This is a genomic window from Streptomyces sp. ASQP_92 (assembly GCF_025399895.1).
Lineage (GTDB): Bacteria > Actinomycetota > Actinomycetes > Streptomycetales > Streptomycetaceae > Streptomyces.
Genome location: NZ_JAODUA010000029.1, coordinates 23,379 through 39,731, shown reverse-complemented (window position 1 = coordinate 39,731; position 16,353 = coordinate 23,379). Strand labels below are relative to the sequence as shown.

The 16,353-nt window shown below is 71.0% G+C and carries 20 protein-coding genes; 5 read left to right on the top strand and 15 right to left on the bottom strand.

The genetic code is table 11. From position 1 onward, the window contains the following. Positions 1-67 precede the first annotated feature (67 nt). Entirely contained in the window at positions 68-496 is a 429-nt protein-coding gene (locus tag N4G70_RS34290) for a helix-turn-helix transcriptional regulator (protein ID WP_261716689.1), read from the top strand. A gap of 29 nt (positions 497-525) precedes the next feature. Here the strand turns inward: N4G70_RS34290 and N4G70_RS34285 are convergent, their stop codons facing one another. The 4 genes from N4G70_RS34285 to N4G70_RS34270 all read right to left on the bottom strand — a co-directional run bounded on the left by N4G70_RS34285 (position 526) and on the right by N4G70_RS34270 (position 5,149). Next, complete coding sequence (locus N4G70_RS34285) at positions 526-927, bottom strand: hypothetical protein (protein WP_261716688.1); 402 nt, start codon at positions 925-927, stop codon at positions 526-528. After that, entirely contained in the window at positions 920-3,208 is a 2,289-nt protein-coding gene (locus N4G70_RS34280) for a type IV secretory system conjugative DNA transfer family protein (RefSeq protein ID WP_261716687.1), read from the bottom strand. Before N4G70_RS34280 ends, N4G70_RS34285 begins: the two co-directional genes overlap by 8 nt. A 142-nt stretch (positions 3,209-3,350) precedes the next feature. Continuing rightward, positions 3,351-3,896 carry a flavoprotein gene (locus N4G70_RS34275; protein WP_261716686.1) on the bottom strand — a complete coding sequence of 182 codons (546 nt, stop codon included), beginning with the start codon at positions 3,894-3,896 and terminating at the stop codon, positions 3,351-3,353. Further along, on the bottom strand, positions 3,893-5,149 hold the full coding sequence (locus N4G70_RS34270) for a helix-turn-helix domain-containing protein (protein ID WP_261716685.1): 1,257 nt from the start codon (positions 5,147-5,149) through the stop codon (positions 3,893-3,895). Before N4G70_RS34270 ends, N4G70_RS34275 begins: the two co-directional genes overlap by 4 nt. A gap of 73 nt (positions 5,150-5,222) precedes the next feature. Between N4G70_RS34270 and N4G70_RS34265 the strand changes: the two genes are divergently transcribed. From N4G70_RS34265 to N4G70_RS34250, 4 genes are all read left to right on the top strand, one after another. After that, positions 5,223-5,705, top strand: coding sequence for a hypothetical protein (locus N4G70_RS34265; protein WP_261716684.1), 483 nt, complete (start codon positions 5,223-5,225; stop codon positions 5,703-5,705). Positions 5,706-5,991: 286 nt separating this feature from the next. Continuing rightward, complete coding sequence (locus N4G70_RS34260; protein ID WP_261716683.1) at positions 5,992-6,435, top strand: hypothetical protein; 444 nt, start codon at positions 5,992-5,994, stop codon at positions 6,433-6,435. A 1-nt stretch (position 6,436) separates the two neighbouring features. Further along, positions 6,437-6,682 (top strand): hypothetical protein, encoded by a 246-nt coding sequence (locus tag N4G70_RS34255; RefSeq protein WP_261716682.1) that lies wholly within the window; start codon positions 6,437-6,439, stop codon positions 6,680-6,682. Then, positions 6,673-6,849, top strand: a complete 177-nt coding sequence (locus N4G70_RS34250) for a hypothetical protein (RefSeq protein ID WP_261716681.1) — start codon at positions 6,673-6,675, stop codon at positions 6,847-6,849. Before N4G70_RS34255 ends, N4G70_RS34250 begins: the two co-directional genes overlap by 10 nt. 70 nt (positions 6,850-6,919) lie before the next feature. Here N4G70_RS34250 and N4G70_RS34245 read toward each other — a convergent pair whose 3' ends face one another. The 11 genes from N4G70_RS34245 to N4G70_RS34195 form a co-directional block, all read right to left on the bottom strand. Beyond that, on the bottom strand, positions 6,920-7,468 hold the full coding sequence (locus N4G70_RS34245) for a hypothetical protein (RefSeq protein ID WP_261716680.1): 549 nt from the start codon (positions 7,466-7,468) through the stop codon (positions 6,920-6,922). 101 nt (positions 7,469-7,569) lie between these two features. Then, positions 7,570-7,770, bottom strand: a complete 201-nt coding sequence (locus tag N4G70_RS34240; protein ID WP_261716679.1) for a hypothetical protein — start codon at positions 7,768-7,770, stop codon at positions 7,570-7,572. Between the two features lie 48 nt (positions 7,771-7,818). Continuing rightward, positions 7,819-8,232, bottom strand: coding sequence for an RNase adapter RapZ (locus tag N4G70_RS34235; protein ID WP_261716678.1), 414 nt, complete (start codon positions 8,230-8,232; stop codon positions 7,819-7,821). Between the two features lie 74 nt (positions 8,233-8,306). Beyond that, complete coding sequence (locus tag N4G70_RS34230) at positions 8,307-9,119, bottom strand: hypothetical protein (RefSeq protein WP_261716677.1); 813 nt, start codon at positions 9,117-9,119, stop codon at positions 8,307-8,309. Positions 9,120-9,219: 100 nt separating this feature from the next. Beyond that, the gene (locus tag N4G70_RS34225) at positions 9,220-9,966 is read right to left on the bottom strand and encodes an NUDIX domain-containing protein (RefSeq protein WP_261716676.1); all 747 of its coding nucleotides are present in this window, start codon (positions 9,964-9,966) and stop codon (positions 9,220-9,222) included. Between the two features lie 72 nt (positions 9,967-10,038). Then, the gene (locus tag N4G70_RS34220) at positions 10,039-10,467 is read right to left on the bottom strand and encodes a transcriptional regulator (protein ID WP_261716675.1); all 429 of its coding nucleotides are present in this window, start codon (positions 10,465-10,467) and stop codon (positions 10,039-10,041) included. 71 nt (positions 10,468-10,538) lie between these two features. Next, complete coding sequence (locus N4G70_RS34215) at positions 10,539-10,937, bottom strand: hypothetical protein (RefSeq protein ID WP_261716674.1); 399 nt, start codon at positions 10,935-10,937, stop codon at positions 10,539-10,541. Between the two features lie 80 nt (positions 10,938-11,017). Then, positions 11,018-12,499 carry a hypothetical protein gene (locus N4G70_RS34210; protein ID WP_261716673.1) on the bottom strand — a complete coding sequence of 494 codons (1,482 nt, stop codon included), beginning with the start codon at positions 12,497-12,499 and terminating at the stop codon, positions 11,018-11,020. Positions 12,500-12,694: 195 nt separating this feature from the next. Further along, a complete protein-coding gene (locus N4G70_RS34205) occupies positions 12,695-13,339 on the bottom strand; it encodes a hypothetical protein (protein ID WP_261716672.1) in 645 nt (214 codons plus the stop codon). A gap of 12 nt (positions 13,340-13,351) precedes the next feature. Next, positions 13,352-13,873, bottom strand: coding sequence for a hypothetical protein (locus N4G70_RS34200; protein ID WP_261716671.1), 522 nt, complete (start codon positions 13,871-13,873; stop codon positions 13,352-13,354). A gap of 226 nt (positions 13,874-14,099) precedes the next feature. Then, a complete protein-coding gene (locus N4G70_RS34195) occupies positions 14,100-16,325 on the bottom strand; it encodes an FtsK/SpoIIIE domain-containing protein (protein WP_261716670.1) in 2,226 nt (741 codons plus the stop codon). Positions 16,326-16,353 lie beyond the last annotated feature (28 nt).

The following is a 16,353-nucleotide window of genomic DNA, read 5'->3' as shown; positions in this document are numbered from 1 at the left end:
CCACGGAGGTGATCAAGGGCGCTAGAGTGCCGCCCCACACAGCCAAACGAGTCGGGGGGCAAGACGGGTGCGCATACGCCGTGAGCGGCTGCGACACCTGCGCAGAAAGCGCGGGATGACGCAAAGTCAATTGGCCGCCGCTTTGGGCTGTTCACGGGCCGCGGTGTCGACCTGGGAAACAACGGGTCGACTCCCCCGCCCCGACCGGCTGCAACTTCTTGCGAATGTCCTCGGCGTACCGGTTCCCGAGCTGATCGAGGACGGCGAATCGCTTTCGCTGGTGTCCCTTCGCCTCACTGCTGGAATGCTGGCAAAGGACGTTGCCCGCATTCTCAAGGTGTCGCAATCGACGTACTGCCATGTCGAACGCGGCCGACAGAAGGTCCCGCCGCGCTGGTTTCCGATTCTTTCTAGAACCTTTGGAGTACCGGCAGAGTTGTTCGGCTCATTAAGGGCGGAGCCATCCGTCAATAACACGGACGGGGGCGCCGAGTGACTACTCGGCGCCCCCGTCCATGTTTCTTTCTAGGCTCCCCCGGGAACCTCGCAGTAGGTTCCCCACTCTTCCGCGCAGCGCCTTTGGATAGCGTCGATTGCGGTTCCGGCCCCGGCGTACAGAATCACGCCGTGCGGGTCGGGTTCGGTCCGCAGGGAAACCATGTTGAATAGGTTATCTGCATGCTTGGCAGCATCGGCGATTAGCGCGTTTGCCCGCATGTTGTCGACGGGTGGGATAGGCCAACGCATGTGCCATCCGTTACCGACGAGGACGGGGGCGATATCCGCGTATTCGTCGGCCGAGTATGCGCGGATTCGACCGTGAACCAAATCGACCGAGAGGAACGCGGCCCTTCCTTGTTTCAGGTCGGCGCCCTCCTCGGCGAGATAGTCGCGGCTGATCTCTTTAGCCTGGGCCGGATCAAGCACTCGGCGCCCCCTCGGTTTCCTTGCCCGCCTCGGCACTCTTTCGCGGCGGCGGCGCGGTGTTGTTCTTGTCCTGCCATGCCTGCCATTCTGCAAGCCAGGCCGTGAGCTCCTCCTCGCTGTAAAAGGAGGTCTGCCCGTCGGTGATGCCTTCCGGGGCCTTGATTCCGCGCTTTTCACCGCGCTTGAAATACGTCCGGATGGTGCCCGGCTTGTGGGGGATGATGCCACGCTCAAATGCCTGGGCGAGGCTGTACGTCTCGACGACGTCCTCGACCTGGTCCTCGGCCTCGACCGGGACGAGCTCGGGGCCGGCACCTGTCGTGCCGCCTGTCGTGCCCCCTGTCGTGAGGGCCGGTGTCGTCGGCTGTGAGCTGGGCGAACCCCCCGTGATCCCCCTCGCGGCCGTGGTGCCGACAGGGGGGAGCGCTGCGGGGCCGTACTTGCCGCCGGGAAGGAACGCGGCCGTCGCGGCGGTCTCGTTGACCTCGTCGAGGACGTCAGGGGTAATCCACGGGGCCATGGCGCCGGCATCGAACCATGCTGGGGCCTGCTGGCACATCGAAAGGAATTGCCCGACTTCCGGCGTGATGTAGCTCGGCTGAATCTCCCGGACGTACAGGTAATCGGCGTCGGGGTCTTTCCGCTGATCGGAGTAGGCGCCGCGGCCCTTTACGTCAGTGTCGTACCCGAGAACCGGTGTGCTCTGCCCGAATGCCACGCCCCATGAAACGCGGTCCTGCTGTCCGACGGCAATCTTCGTGCCGATCTGGGCGCGCTCCATCGTGCCGCCGAAAAATGCGTTGGCGAACTGCTGCGTTCCGACGACGACGCGGTGATTCGAGGAGCGCCCTTGCAGGAGAATGATCGAGAGCCAGTCAAGGAAAGGAGGCGTTCCCTTCCCCTTGAGGCCGTAGCGCCACCATGTATATGCGAGCTTGATCAAGGTCGGCAATTCGTCGACAACAAGCGTTCGGGGTACGAGCTGGGCGCGGAGCGCTGGATCGGCGCCCTTTTGCATTGCCGCTTCGGCCGCCATCATCGACGTGAGGAATTCGGCGAATGCGGCGATGCACTCGCGCACGGTCTTGTGAATGCGGACGCCTGAATACCCTTCGGCCTCGGCGAGGCTGTTCCTTTTCGTGTCGAGAATGTCGATCAGTTCGCCATTCATGCGGCCGTGCACGACGGGAATATAAAGGACCGTTGATTTACCCGAACCGGTGGCACCGGCCACACCCCAATGCGGCGTAGCGGACTGCGTCTGAATGACGGCGTCGACAATCGAATCTCCCTCGATTGCGAGGCCGACGAACACGCGGCGCGGGTCTCCCGTCGACTTCCACGGGACGTATTCGGGAAGGACGGGTTTCGGTGTGGGCTTCGGCGCAGGCGTCCACTGGACGTAATGCTCCTTACCGGTGCGCTCCCATCGGGGCACCCATTCACCGGGAACCCGCTCCTCGATGATGCGCTCGATTGCCCCGACGGCCTCGGGTCCACCGATCCAACTCACCGGAATGCGCAGCACAATTCGAGCGCCGTCCGCGCGGACGTCATCGGGGACGGAGAGCCAACCCGACCGCGGTTCCGTGTCCTCCATTCGGAGGATCTGACGCACCGCCACCCAGACACCGGGCCCGTAGATTTGTCCATCTGTCCACGCAGGACGGATGCGCCACCATCCCAGTCCGGCCGGGCTGGTGAGGGCTGCGACGAACGCGGCCAACGCGATTGCGTAAAGGGCGAGTTCGGTCTCGGCGGGGAATCGCCACCACCCCCAGACGAGCGGGACCGGGGCGAGGCGGGCCGCCGAGCGCGCGGCGTACGGCCACCGGGACCAGGCGCGCAGAACGCGCCAGATGCCCGCGAGAGTGCCGCCGAGGACGCGCACCGGGGCGGTGGCGGCGCGGGCGACACGGCGGGCCTTGGACGGCTTGTCGAACGAGACGGCGGCCGGGACGCCGGGACGCGCGCCGAGCTGCTCGACGGGCGTCTCGGTGGCCCTGTCATCGGGCAGGGGTGCGCCTGCCTTCCACCATCTCGCCTCGCTGCGGGCCTCCCCGGTCAGCTCGCGGCCGGTGAGGTACCGGCCGATGCCGGCGGCGGCGTTGCCGAAGAACTGTTCAATGCTCCGGTTGAACTTCTCGCGGTCCCCCGGGGTGCCTTGGTTGGCGAGCACCGCAACGACGACCAGCGCGGCGAACAGGCCGCCCCCGCCGAGGCCGAGCGCGCCGCCGGGTAGTCCGTCGACGAGGTCCCTCGGGTTTGGTAGAGCTCCCACGTCTCCCCCTTTCTGTCCCGCACGCCAGGCGGGGCGTGCCCTGTGATCCTCGCGCACGGCCGCGCCGGGGCGCCGTCGGGTTTCAGCGGGCACAACGCGCGCCCGGCCCCTGGGGAGCCGGGCGCGGGGAAGGGCGGGTTCGTCAGGACGCCGGCAGGGCGTCGAGGGCGAGCTCCCACGGGAATTCACGGGGCCTGCCCTGGCCCGGCGGACGCGGTACGTATTTGCCCTCGCCGAGCAACACGTTCACGCCTGCCTCGCGCAGGGTTGCGATGCTCCGCTCAAATGCGGGGTGGCGGGCCTGCGCGGTGTTGAAGCTCGGGAGAGCAACGATCGGCTTGCCAAGTCCGATGGCCTCGGTAATCAGGCCCAGGGCGAGAGTGTCCGCGGTGCCCGCCGCCCACTTGTTCAGCGTGTTGAAGGTGGCGGGCGCAACGAGGATCGCGTCCGCCGCGGGCAGTACGTCGGGCTGCGAGGGGAGCTTGTAGGCGTGGCGCACGGGGTGGCCTGTGAGCTCGCGCAACTCCTCGATCTCCCCCTCGGCGTCCTCGACGGCCCACCGGTACGCGGCTGGGGTCAGGATGAGGCAGACGTCCCATCCTGCGGCCTGGGCTGCGCGGATACCAACGGAGACATGGCGGGCGGGCGGCGCCGCACAGGCGACTAGGTACAGAGTTCGTCGATTCACTCGGTCAGTCCACATCGGCCCGCTAGAGCCTGCAAGCGTCCCTCTGCGCTACCTACGCCCAAGAGGCGCAGGTCATCGACTAGTTGCCTGGTCCGGGGCCGACAGAGAACTTCCTCTTTGGCCTCCCGCTCGGCATCGAGGAGAGTGTCGACGGCCTTCTCGCGGCGGCCTACCTGCTGATAGGCGCGGGCAAGGTCGACGAGGTGGTGAGCGCGTCGTTCTCGCGGCAGTGCCGCACGGGCGGCGGCGGAGATATCCCCGGCGACCGTGACGGCGTCCTCGCCTTCCGAGAGCTGCACGGATGCCGCGACGCGATACAGGCCAACGTTTGTGGCGCCGAAGGAGGTCCACGTCCTTGCGCCGAACGTGGCCGGCACCCCGCCGCCGTCGCCGAGCTGGGCGGCGTAGTCGTCGGCCTGGTCCAGGTGGACGGGCACGGTCGTTGCGGCGCGGGTGTCGGGCGCAGACTGGGCGGCGCTTGCCTGAGCCATGGCGGCCTTGAGGTAGAGCGTCCCGAGGACCGACAGGCCGTCCGCACCGGCTGTCACGAGATCGGACGTAAGGCGGCCCGCAGCGGCGACGGCGAAGGCAGTAGCGGCCGGGGCCTGGCCGTGGTGGGTCATCGCGTCCGAGAGGTGACACGCGGCGAGGCCCATCATCACGGGATCTTCGGAGCGTTCCGCCGCAGCAACGGCGCGGTTGCCGGACTGGATGGCGAGTTCCGGGGCCCCGAACTTGATCGAGGCCGATTCGGCGAGGTTGAGCGCCATTGCCAGCACCCGGAAGGCGCCGAGCTGTTCGTCACCGCTATGCCGAGCGGCGGCACGGTTGGTGTCGATCAGGAGTTGAGGGACTGCGGTACCGAGCGAGGCGTACGCGCCCGCTTCAAAGGCACTGCGAGCGTGTACGAGCCTGTTCCACAGCGTCTCGACAGGGAGGGGATCGGCGTCGCTGCTGTCAGCCGTCCCGGTGATCACATCGTGCCGTTGCAGCACGGTCCGGATGGCGTCGAGCTCGACGGCGTCGAGGCAGTCCCGGCCAGGGGTGGAGTAGAGGAGGGCCTCTAACGGGACCTGTAGAACTGTCATCGCGCGGTAAAGGACGTCGATGTTCGGGTTGGCCTGCCTCTTGCCTCCCTCGAAGTCCTGCACCCATCGGCGGGATTGGCCCATGAGCCTGCCGAAGTCCGGTTGAGACAGACGGCGACGCTCGCGCCAGTAGGCAACACGGCGGCCGATTCCTGGGATATCCATGGACGCTACTCCGGACGGGAATGCACGCACATCGCGTGCCTACTTCCTGTTGTACGCCCCTTACGGTCCGGATATGGCCACTCCTGAGAAGACCCCCCGTAGGTGGGCCGACTTCCTCAACCCCGACGACGAGACCCTCGACCGGCTGCGACATTCCGGCCGCGGCGCTACGTCCCTCGTCGCCGTCGGCGCACCGTGGGACACCGTTGGTGGCCGGTGGGAAGCCCTCGCCATCGCCTCTCTTGAGCGCGGCCTCGCGGCGCTCGACGTGCTCGACCTTCCCCTCGACGGCGGACACCCGGTGTTCGCCGACCACGCACGGAACGAGCTCATCGTCTTGGTACCCGCAGGGACCGCGGTCGAGGGCCCGCAGGGCGTGCGCGCCCTCACGCCCGGGACGTACCTCGTCGTCCCGCACGGACCGGCGGGCGGGTTCGTAGCCGCTTGGCTTAGCCGCCCAACACGCGGTGGTGCGCGGTACGTTGACTCTGCCCGGCTGTGCGAGGCAGTCCTCGCCGCCGAGGCCCGGCGCGCGGAACACGCTCGCGCCTGTTGACCCCGTGCGCGGCTCCTCCCCCCGTGGGAGCTGCGCACGGCCCCCCGCAGGCCCCCGGAGCCCCGCGCCTTGGCTCCGGGGGCCTGTCGGTTCGGCGGCGCGTCGGCGCCGTACCCTGGTCCGCGGCGGCCCCCCGGTGATTCACCCTCCGGGGGGCCGCTTCCCTGTCCCCACCGGCCCGTATGTGCATCGCTCATGTTCTGTGAGCTGGGGACATACGGGCCTGCGGAACAAGGCACGCACAGTGCGTGCCTACGCCGGGCCCGGTGGCCCTTAGCGTCCGAACATGGCGCATTCAACGAACGGAACACCCCGCCCGAACCGCGGCCCCGCCGCGCATCTGCCGGCCACTCGCCGACCCGTCGAGGACGGGGTCGAGCTCCTGCACACGGACCGCACGCCCCCCTTCGCGCACGATCTCGTGAGGTCCCTCGACGAGGCCAGTCAAGCCGTCGGCGCACTCGACCGGCTCGACCCGTCCAGCGACGTCACGGTGAGCGCGCTCACCGCCCTGGTGTGCACGGGCACGACCCCGGCGGACGCCCTACAGGCCGCCGCCGACGTCGCCCGGAAGTCGCCCGGCCTCGAACCGCACGGCCTGAGCCTCGCCCGGGTTCCGGGGCCGGTAGTCGGCATGTGGGAGTACCAACTCACCATGACGGTGAGCTCGCGCGACCCGCAGACCGGCGAGGAGGGCGCACCTGTCCACCACGGCGAGCGGCTGAGGTGACATGGTGACGAGGGCGACGTACAGGTTCCGCGAACACGGAATCGTCCCGGACCCGTTGGGCCTGCCGGATCATCAGGCGGTGTGCGTGTCCGGTGACGACACCGAGTGCGGCGCGGACTCGGGGCTTTTGCAGGACGGGGATGCGCTCGCACGGTGGATGTTCGAGCACACCCGCGACACCGGACACCTTCGCTTCCGGGCGGCCCAGTGGGGATACGCCTTGGTGGAGCCGCGCGCATGGAAGTGATGACCGGCGGCGAGCGGCTGCTCGACGAGCCGCGAATACCTGACGGGCGGCGGCGCGAACTGTGGGAGCGCGCCGAGCGTATGAGGATCGGGGTCGACCACGCGCGGGCCGTCCGGACGGCCTTGGTCGAGGACCGGGCCCGACGTTCGAGCGGGGGCCCCGCGTAAGGCCCGCTCCCCCCACGGATACACGGAAGCGCCCGACCCCCACCGGGGCCGGGCGCTTCCGCATGTGCGCCTACTCCTGTTCGCCGAGGCGCGGCGCCCGCCGGTACATGGGGCGCTCACGGTCGGGGTAGAGGGGCGCCTCGTTCGCCATGTGCGGGAACTCGTCAAGGAGGCTGATCGCGCAGGGGCGGCGGTAGTCGTCCTCGGCCCACCGGATCGCCTCCCGGCGGGTCCACTCCCGGCGGAGGAGGAGCTCCTCCTCGGGTAGCCACACGATCCAGTCACCGCGCCCGTTTCGGCGCCGGTTCCAGAGGAGCGCGAGGACCAGGGCGACGGCGGCCTCGACCCCGGCGAGGGGCAACAGGACCAGGCGCGGCGCTCCGGGCTGTGCCCAGGCGAGGAGGAGGGCGATCACAGCGCCGGTTGCCCAGGCGGGCCAATACGCGTACGGCCGGGGCGGGACGGTGCGGCGGTAGACCATGAGGGCCCCACCGAGCATCCCGGCCGCAAGCCACACGGGCGCGGTGCTGCCGGTGCCGGCGGCGAGCACTGCGCACGCCGCGGCGCCGCCGAGGAGGCCGCCCGCGGTCCTGCGGTCCTGGGCGAGGTCTCGTGTCATGCGGGGTTCCCCCTTGAGTGTCGCCGGTAAGGGTGTCATGCGGGTACGACGGAGCGCCCGGCCCTCGACGGGGCCGGGCGCTCCTGGTGGTGCGGGTGGCGCTACCTGCGCTTGCCGGTCTTCATGAGCTCGCCCGACTCGCACAGGACGTCGGCGATCCAGAAGGCGTCAACCTTCACGGTCCACCGGCCTTCCGTGAGCGGGCCGGGCGGTACCTCGTCGAGGATTACGCCGGTCTTCCCGGCCGCGCGGCCGTCGTCTGCACACGACACGATCTGTACCTCGTCACGGGCCTGGCACATGCGGGGCACTCCTTGGGTGAGGCGGGTTGGCGGGTGAGGGCGGCCGGTCTATCGGGCGACGACCGGCCGGTGAATGTCCCGGTGCTCGACGCGGACGCGCAGCTCGTTGCCGTACCGCACGGCCAGGTGATTGACCATGGCGGCCGAGCGGTGCCGGCCACCCGCGCACCCGACGGCGACGCGGACCGTTCCGGCCGAGGGTCCGGAGCGGAAGGCGGCGACGGCGGCGAGGACGGCGAGGGCGAGCTCGGGAACACCCGCGGTGCCGAACACGGCGCGCGTGACGAGCTCGTGCTCGGCGGTGAGCTCGCGCAGTTCGGGGCTGACGTGGGGATCACGGAAGTGGCGCCGCATGTCGATGACGAGGTCAGCCTCGGGGGCGTCGCCGTGCAGGTAGCCGAAGCTGACGAGCTCGATCTCGGCCGGTTCGGCGTGCTGGGCCTCGGTGGTGGTGGCGGTCATGGTGGATGTTCCTCCCTGGGATGCGAGCGGCCGGGGCGGAGGGTCCGCCCCGGCCGGGGTGTGGCGCTGCCTGGTCAGAACTTCTTGACGGTGCCGTTTCCGGCCGAGGCGTTGACGTCGAGGTCGGTACGGCCGCGCACGCCGTAGAGCTTCACCGAGCCGTTGCCCGCCTTGACGTCGATCCGGCCGGACGCGGCGGGGGCGACGGTGAAGTTCACCGAGCCGTTGCCCGCGCGGACGCGGCAGGCGGAACCCGCGTACTCCTCGACCTTGACCGAGCCGTTGCTCGCCTCGGCGTCGATCCACTCCGTGACACGGCCGACCTTGACCGAGCCGTTGCCCGCCTCGGCCTTGATGCGGCCGACGCACTCGGCGGTGATGCTGCCGTTCGTGGCCTCGGCCTCGATGGCGGCGACGACACCGGACGCCCGGAGACTGCCGTTCTCGGAGCGTGAGCGGATGCCGGACCCGGCGGGCAGGGTGATGTGAACCTCGACGCCGGTAGAGACGTGCTGCGCCGTGCCGCCGATGACGCGCCCGTTCACCACACTGACGTTGCCGTTGTAGCGCACGCCGTTGATCACGGTCACGCCCCCGACGAAGTTCATGCCGCCGAACTGCTGCGCGGCGGCCGGGACGTCGGGCACGACCACGACCAGGCGTTCGGCGCTCTGCGAGATCCGGGTGTTGCGCACCGCCTTGGCGGCGGCACTGTCGGGCGCGTCGTGAGTGAGCACCCGGACGGTGGCGACGGTGGCGGCCGGGTCGACGGTGGCGTACACGGTGCCGGTGGGGCACGTCACGTCGGCGAGCACCGGGCCGGTGTAGTCGTCCTCGGCGGTGAACGTGCGCTGCGGGAAGCCGTCGCGGGTGGCGATCTGGTTCATGTGGGGTGGCCCTTCCTTCGGTGCGGTGTGGTGCGGTGGGTCAACCATGGCACGAGTTGCACTACAACTACAAGTACAACTGTGAGTTGACTTGAAAATGTCAGTGGTCGAGGTATTCGAGGGCGCGCAGCAACAACGGGCGGTGCGCGGCGTAGAGGGTTCGACCGGATGCAGTGACCGCCGATTCGAGCTGGTCAAGGGAGCCGAACGGGAACCATCCCGCGTCCGCGGCGTCGTCCCCGGCGGTGGCGGTGACCTGTTCGGGCAGCCGGTAGAGCGCGCTGGTAGATGCAACCCAGGCGCGATCGGTGTTGCGCCAGTCGGCGACGACCTGACGGCCGAGGATGACGGGCCGGTGGTCCGCCAGGTCGATACCGGATTCCTCGCGCAGCTCGCGCACGAGGGCATCCGGGGCCGTCTCGCCCGGGTCGACCATGCCGCCCGGGATGGCCTCCACTCCGATGTCGTCACGGGTGATCAGCAGTACCGACCGGTGTTCACCGGTTCCGGCAATCACGATGGGGTCGGCGGCCTGGTTCTCGCCCCACTTCCCGAGGTTGCGCCCGGTGCGCCCCGTGCGCCCGTGCGGGTGCAGCGGCCACCCGCGCTCGTCGAGGTCGAAGGGAACCAGGGCGGCGGCCTGCCGCTGGTCCCAGTCGCGTACCTGTTCCGGCGTGGCGTGTCCCTCGGCCCAGCCGGGTACGTGCTGGGCCAGTGCCAGGGGGCGCAGCTCGGGCGGCGTGATCTCGACCGGCGCGTACTCGGGCCAGATCACCGACCAGTGGCGCCGGTCCTCGGGCACGGTCACGCCGGGGTGGTCAACCGGGGCGTACGGGGTGGCTTCCATGTTTCTCCTGTTCGGTCCGAACCCGCCGGGCGGCGGCGCCACCCGGCGGTGAACGGGGCGGGCGGGGTCGGGTCAGTCACGGACGGCGACGTACGCGGCGAAGCCCTCGACGAGGTGGTGTGTTGCCTGGTCCAGCAGGTACGCGCCGCCGAGCGGGCCGCCGAGCTCGTAGAACGCGCCCTTACCGGTGGCCTCGGCCGCCTTGCGGACCGGCCAACGGCGATCAATCAGGTAGTGCGTCGCGCCGGACAGGGCGAGGGCGGCGGCCATGCTGCGGGGGCGCAGGCCGAGGCCGAGGACGCGGTTCCCGACGAGGAGCGCGGCGGCCTGCGTGGCGGTGTACGAGGCGACGTGTCCCGCGAGGGCCTTGTGTCCCTCGGCGCCCGGCTTGGCCTTGTGCTGCGCCTGGTGGTCGCTCTGTACCCAGTGGTCGGCGACGTCGGCGGCGACGCGCAGGAGGGCGTACACGGCGGGGAAGGCGGCACCACGGTTGACGGTCATGTCGGTTGGTTCCTCTCGGGGTTGGGCGGTGCCGGGGGCCTCGGGCGAGGCCCCCGGGAAGTGCCGGCGGGTCAGCTGTGGGTGCAGTCGTGGGCGCGCGGGTCGGCGAGGTGGGTCTCGAACGCGGCGGCGTCGAACGGCGTCCACTCCCGGGCCGTGATCTGGCGTCCGCAGTCCTCGCAGGACCAGGAGCGCGGGCCGTGGACGCGGCCGTACGCCCGTCGGTAGGCGCGCTCGGTGGCGTTGACGAGGACGTTGTCGACGGCCGACAGGGCGAGGACGGCGACGAGCGCGAGATACGCGAGGCGGGCGAACCCGTCGGCGTTGAGCTGGGGCTCGACGGCCCACGCGGCGGCGACGGCGGCGAGCGCCGGGACGGCCGTGCGGACGAGGCCGAGGGTCAGGAGGCGGAGGCGGGCGGTCCCGAGCGGGATCGTGTGGACCACGTTGTTTCGGGTCTCGGTCTTCACTGTGGTGGTTCCTTTCTGGGGGTCGGGCCGGGCCCCGGTGATTCACCCAGCGGGGCCCGGTACTGCGGTGTGCGGTGGGGTCAGTCGCGGGTGCCGGCCTCCCACCGGTCGAAGCCGCGTTCGCGGACGTGGGCCCACTCCTGCCGGGCGCCGATGAGCTGCTCGGCCCACTCCATGGCGGCCTCGATATCCGCGTTCGAGTCGTCCGGCCGGAAGGTCTCGTGACAGTCGCTCAGGTACTCGCCGGACTCCTTGTCGCCCTTGAGCTCCCAGCCGGGAACGTCCACGTCGACCCAGCCGGGTTCGAGCGTGAAGCGCGGGAACGGGCGGAAGACGGGGGCCGGGGCCGTCGCGACGAGCTCCCGCAGGCTGGTCACGCGTACGGCGGGGCGGCCGGTCCCGGCGGACCGGTGGACCCGCAAGGCGGCGCCCTCGGGGGCGGTCGGCAGGGCGTACACCCGGCCGCCGTCGAGGATGGCGAGGAGGCGGGCGCCGTGGCGCTCGCAGCCCTCGGCCCCGGCGTTGGAGGAGTCCAGCACGGTCACGGCCGGGGCGCCGTCGCAGGGGGTCGGGTCGGTGGGCAGAGCGGCGCCGCACCGGCCGGTGATCGGCCCGAGCTGCTCGGCGTCGATGGACCCGCCCGAGCGGCCGAGGAGCTCGACGTCCGCGGCGGCCTTGCCGTTGGGGCGGCGGTAGACCGACTGAACGACCCCGTACGCCGTCTCTCCGTTGCGGGGGTTGGTCCACTCGACGGCGGCGCCGGGCCGCATGTGCTCGCCGTGCTCGGCGGCGATTTCGTCCTCGGTCTTGTGCAGCTCGGCGGCGCGGCGGTGCTCGTAGGCGGCCTGTCGGTCGGCGCGCTCCTTATCGACGGCGGCCTCGGCGGTGACGACGGCGGCCGGGGGGCGGGGGCCGGTCTGCTCGGCGCAGTCCTCGCAGTGCGGGGCCTCGTCGCCCCACGGGCGCAGGCCGTGGCCGATGGCGGGCCAGGGGCGGGCGCCGTGGCGGGCGAGGAGGTCGAGGAGCTCGGCGGCGCCGCGGCTGCGGGTGGCGCGGGTGTTGGGGTGCTCCTCGGACTCCTCGACGAGGTCCGCCAGGAGCGCGGCGACGTCGGCGAGGTGGCCCAGGAGCCAACGCGGGGCGAGGGGGCGACCGCTGGTGACGTGCTGCCAGACCTGCCGGTACGGGGCGCTGTCGGCGTCGGCGTGGGTCTCGGCGAGCTCGGCCTCGTAGGCGGCGCGGAAGCGCTCGGGGAGCGGGAGGAGGACCTCCTCCTCGGCGGCCGTGATCTCCTCGGCGGCCGGGGCCTCGACGCCGAGGGCCTCGTACCCGGCCGGGGTGAGGGTCCACACGGTGACGTCGTACTCGACGCTCTCGGTACCCACGACGCGGGTGTTCGTGCCGACCTTGACGGCCTCGACCAGGCCGAGCGAGTGGAGCCGCCTCTCGGTGTTGCCGTGGATCTTGAGGAAACCGGTCTCGCCGCGCAGCCACGCAACGACCCCGCGGGGGTTGTCGAGGATCAGGCGGAGGGCCTCGGTCTGGGCGTCGGTGATCTTCAAGGGTTTGTCTCCTTCGGTGTGGTGCGGCGGGTCAACCATGACACGACTTGCATCACGACTACAAGTCCAACTGTGAGTTGACTTGAAAGTGTCGTCCGGTGTTCGAGCGCGGCCTCGACCCGGCGCAAGTCCCGGACATGGCGGCGCCCCCGGGGGCCGATTCACCCGGCCCCCGAGGGCGCTCGATTCCTGCCGTCAGTCCTCGGCCCCGTCGCCGTCGGCGGCGCGCATCTTGCGTTCGTGCCGGCGCTCGCCGTAGGCCCCCGCCTCGCGGATGCCGTCGCGGGCGACGCCGATCCCCTCGCGGCCGAGGCTCGATGCCGACTCGACGGCCGAGGCCCCGGCGGCGGCGATCTGCCCGGCCGCGCCCGCCGCCTGCCCGGCCGCGCCTGCCACGGCGGCGAGGGCACCGAACGCGGCCGTCATCGCGCCACCCGTGGCCCGACCGGCAGGCTTGGCGGGCCCGGCCTGGGCGGTCTTCCCGCTCTTGGCGTCGGCGGCGGCTGCTGCACGGGCGGCGGTCGAGTTGGCGGCGGCGCCACCGACGGCGGCGAGAATGCCCTCGACCTTGGTCCCGTCCGTGAGGGTCAGGCGGAAGCGGCCGGGCTTGCCCTGGCCGAGGATGCCGAGATTCGCCGCGGTGAGCTGCTCGACGGGAAAGAAGCACTGCGCACGGCGCCCGCCGTCCTCGCCCTTGTGCTTCTGGCCGCACGTCGCCGTGACGGTCTTCCCGTTCGACATGAGGGTGAGCTCGCGCGGGGTGTCGCGTTCACCGCGGCCGGGGCACCGCAGGGTGTCGGTTCCGATCTTGAGGGGTCCACGGACCTTGATCGTGGTCATGGGCGGGGCTCCTTACTTCTTGGCGATGGCGGTTGCGGTGGCGGTAGCGGTGGCCTTGGCGAACAGGCCCCGGGCGGTGGCGGTGCTGGTGGCCTCGGCGGTGACGCTCCCCCCGCCGGCACGGCGCTTGGCGACGACGACGACCAGGCCCAGGACCAGGGCGAGGACGAACCCGAACTTCGCCAGGAGGACGAGCGAGGCGACGAGGGCGGCGAGGCCCTCGGCGAACAGGCCGAGGGCGTAGGCGCCGAGGACCGAGGAGCCGGACAGGGAGAGGGCCAGGAGCGCCGTCGTCTTGGCCCAGGCGGGGACGGGCGCGGACGGGAGGGCCTCGGGGGCGGCGGCCGGGCCGGTGGGCTCGATCCGGGAGACCAGGAGCCACACCCGGGCGCCGTTGGGGGTGACGGCCTCGACGGCGCCCGGGATGGGCACCGGGGACAGGTACGGAAGGGTCGTCGCCAGTGCGGCCGTCTCGACGGGCTCGGGACGGTAGAGGACCGGCTCGGCGGGGGCGGTGCGGGCGGTGACGTCCATCGGGTCTCGACTCCTTGTGCGTGGGATTTCGGGGTGTCGGGGCGGTGTCCTGGGGGGTGGCTTTGCCCCTGTTTGTGCAGGTCTGGGCGGTGTCTAGGGGGGTGTCGGGCCCCTGGGCGGGGTGTCCGCTGGGGACACCCCGGCCGGGGGGCCGACACGTCCGGGACACGTCCCCACCTGCGGTTTTGCGGCGGGGACACCTTCCCGGACACGTCGGTTCGTCCCGTTATGCACCGAGCACGAGCGTCAGGTCCGTGCGGCGGAATCCGCGGCCCTCGGTGCCCGCGAGGGTGCGCACCTTGACGCGGTCGAGGCTGCGGCCCGACCCGTCGAGGGCCTCCTCGATCTCGCGGCCGAGGCGGGCGCCGACGCGGCTCGACCACTGCTTGTCGCTCTCGCCGTCGCGCTGGCCCCAGTCGGCCGCCGGGTCCTGCTGGTGCAGGAGGCGGGCAATGTCGGTGCTGCCGAGCTCCTCGACCCCGGCCGCCTCGAACGCGGCCCGCATCTGGGCGAGGATGCCGGACACCGTCAGGAGGCCCGACGCGGCGTAGCCGGTGAGGGTGCCGGCCTCGATCCGCAGGGCCCGGCCGCGGGCACAGATGACCTCGAACTCCTGCGGGGTGATCAGGTCGACTTGGAGCTTCTCGGAACCGGCCTCCTCGGCGAGGATGCCGACGCCGATCCGGCCCAGTCCGGCGGCGGTGTGCCCGCGCTTGGCCTGTCCGTCGCCGAGGATCATGTCGGACGACGTGTCGTCCACGGTGTGCACGCTGTACCGCTTGAGGATGACGTCGCGGAAGTCGGTCGGGACCGACTTCGCACTCGGGCGCTGTGCGGCGGCCACGATGATGAGGCCGCAGGCCCGGCCGCGCCGGATGAGGCGGGCGAGCTTCTCGACGAGGGCGGCGAATTCCTTCAACCCGTCCTTGCGAGCGAGGACCACGCCGAATGCCTCTTGAATCTCGTCGATCAGGAACATGAGGACGGGCATTCCGTGCGCCTGGGCCATGGCGGGCGTCAGGCGCATGTCGGGGCGCTCGGCCTTGGGCATCCGCCGGATTTTGGCAAAGCGGGTGTCCATTTCCTCGATCAGCTCGTCGACGAGCTCAATGAACTCGTCGACGCTCGCGGGGTCGGCGCCGATGATCACGCGGTGCGCGATGTTTTCGAGCTCCTCCCAGTCCGCGCCGCCCTTGAAGTCGGCGAGGAGCATCCGGCACTGAGGGTCGAGGGCGCCCGCGGCGGCCGGCACCCGCATTGCCGAGGTCTTGCCGTAGCCCTGGGCGCCGCCGAACAGCATCGAGGACCAAAGGAGTTGGAGGGTCTTCCGCAGGCCCTTGCGGTTCGAGGCGAAGGGGACGCCGTCCCAGATGGACCAGCGTTCGGCGTCGACCAGCGGGGACACGGGCGCGTCACCAGAGAACGGCACCGTCGCCGACACCCAGAGAACGACGTCGGCCGGGGTCTCGCCCTGCGACAGGTCGATGCGTTCCAGCGACAGGCCCAGGGCCCCGGCGAACTGCTCGGCCTTGCTCTTGAGGGCCTTGCAAATGACGTTGGCCGGGAGCTTGAACTCAAGCGTCGTGTTACCGAGCTCGTCGCGGGTGGCGAGGCCCACGGGCTTGATCTCCTGCTCGGCCGTCAGGAGCTTGATCTCGCGCAGGGCGTTGGTGATCCGCTCGTCAGTCACAGGGCCGTCGTGGTCGGCGCCCCCCGTGCTGTCGAGGAACGCGAACGATCCATCGGGCGCCCGGCGGGCGAGCTCGCGGTGTCCGAGGACGTACAGGAGGCCGAAGAACGGGATCAGGGCCGGGGCGGTGAGGACCAGGCCCCAGGTCTCCCCCAGGGCGATGACGGCCGCGGCGTAGGAGGTGCAGCCGGTCAGGGCGTAGACCGTGACCGGCTCGCGGCGCCGCGCCTTGGCCTCCTTGCGCCGGTCGGCCCGCAGGTCGGCGATGTGCTCGGCCCCCGCCTTGGCCCGGCGGACCTTGTCGGCGAGCTCGCCGTACTCGGTGGCGAACAGGTACGACCACGCGTCCCGGGCGCCGACGCGGGCCCCGATCCCGCTCGTCTTGATGAATCGCCACAGGTAGACGGGGCTGCGGGTGGCGTGGAAGGCGGCCGAGTTGAGCCACACCGCACGACGCTGCCGCCACACGCCCGCGTCGAGGAACGTCTCGGGGATGATCGGGCGCAGGCCGAGGGATGCGCGCTCGTCCTCGTCGAGCTCCTCCTCGTCGAGCTGCTCGAAGGTGCCGGCCTCGGCCGGGGCCTCCTCGACCTTGCCCAGTCGCACCGTGCCGGTGAACAGGTCGGCGACGCCGTTCTCGGTCTGCTGTGCGGCGGTCCGGGAGAGCTCGCCGAGACGGAGGAGGGTCTCGGGGTCCTGGTAGGCGGTGAGGTCGACGAGCTGCGCCTCGCGCTCGCCGTGCTCGGTCTCGGTGGTGCTCATGGGGGTGGTTCCTTCCTCAAGTGCGTGG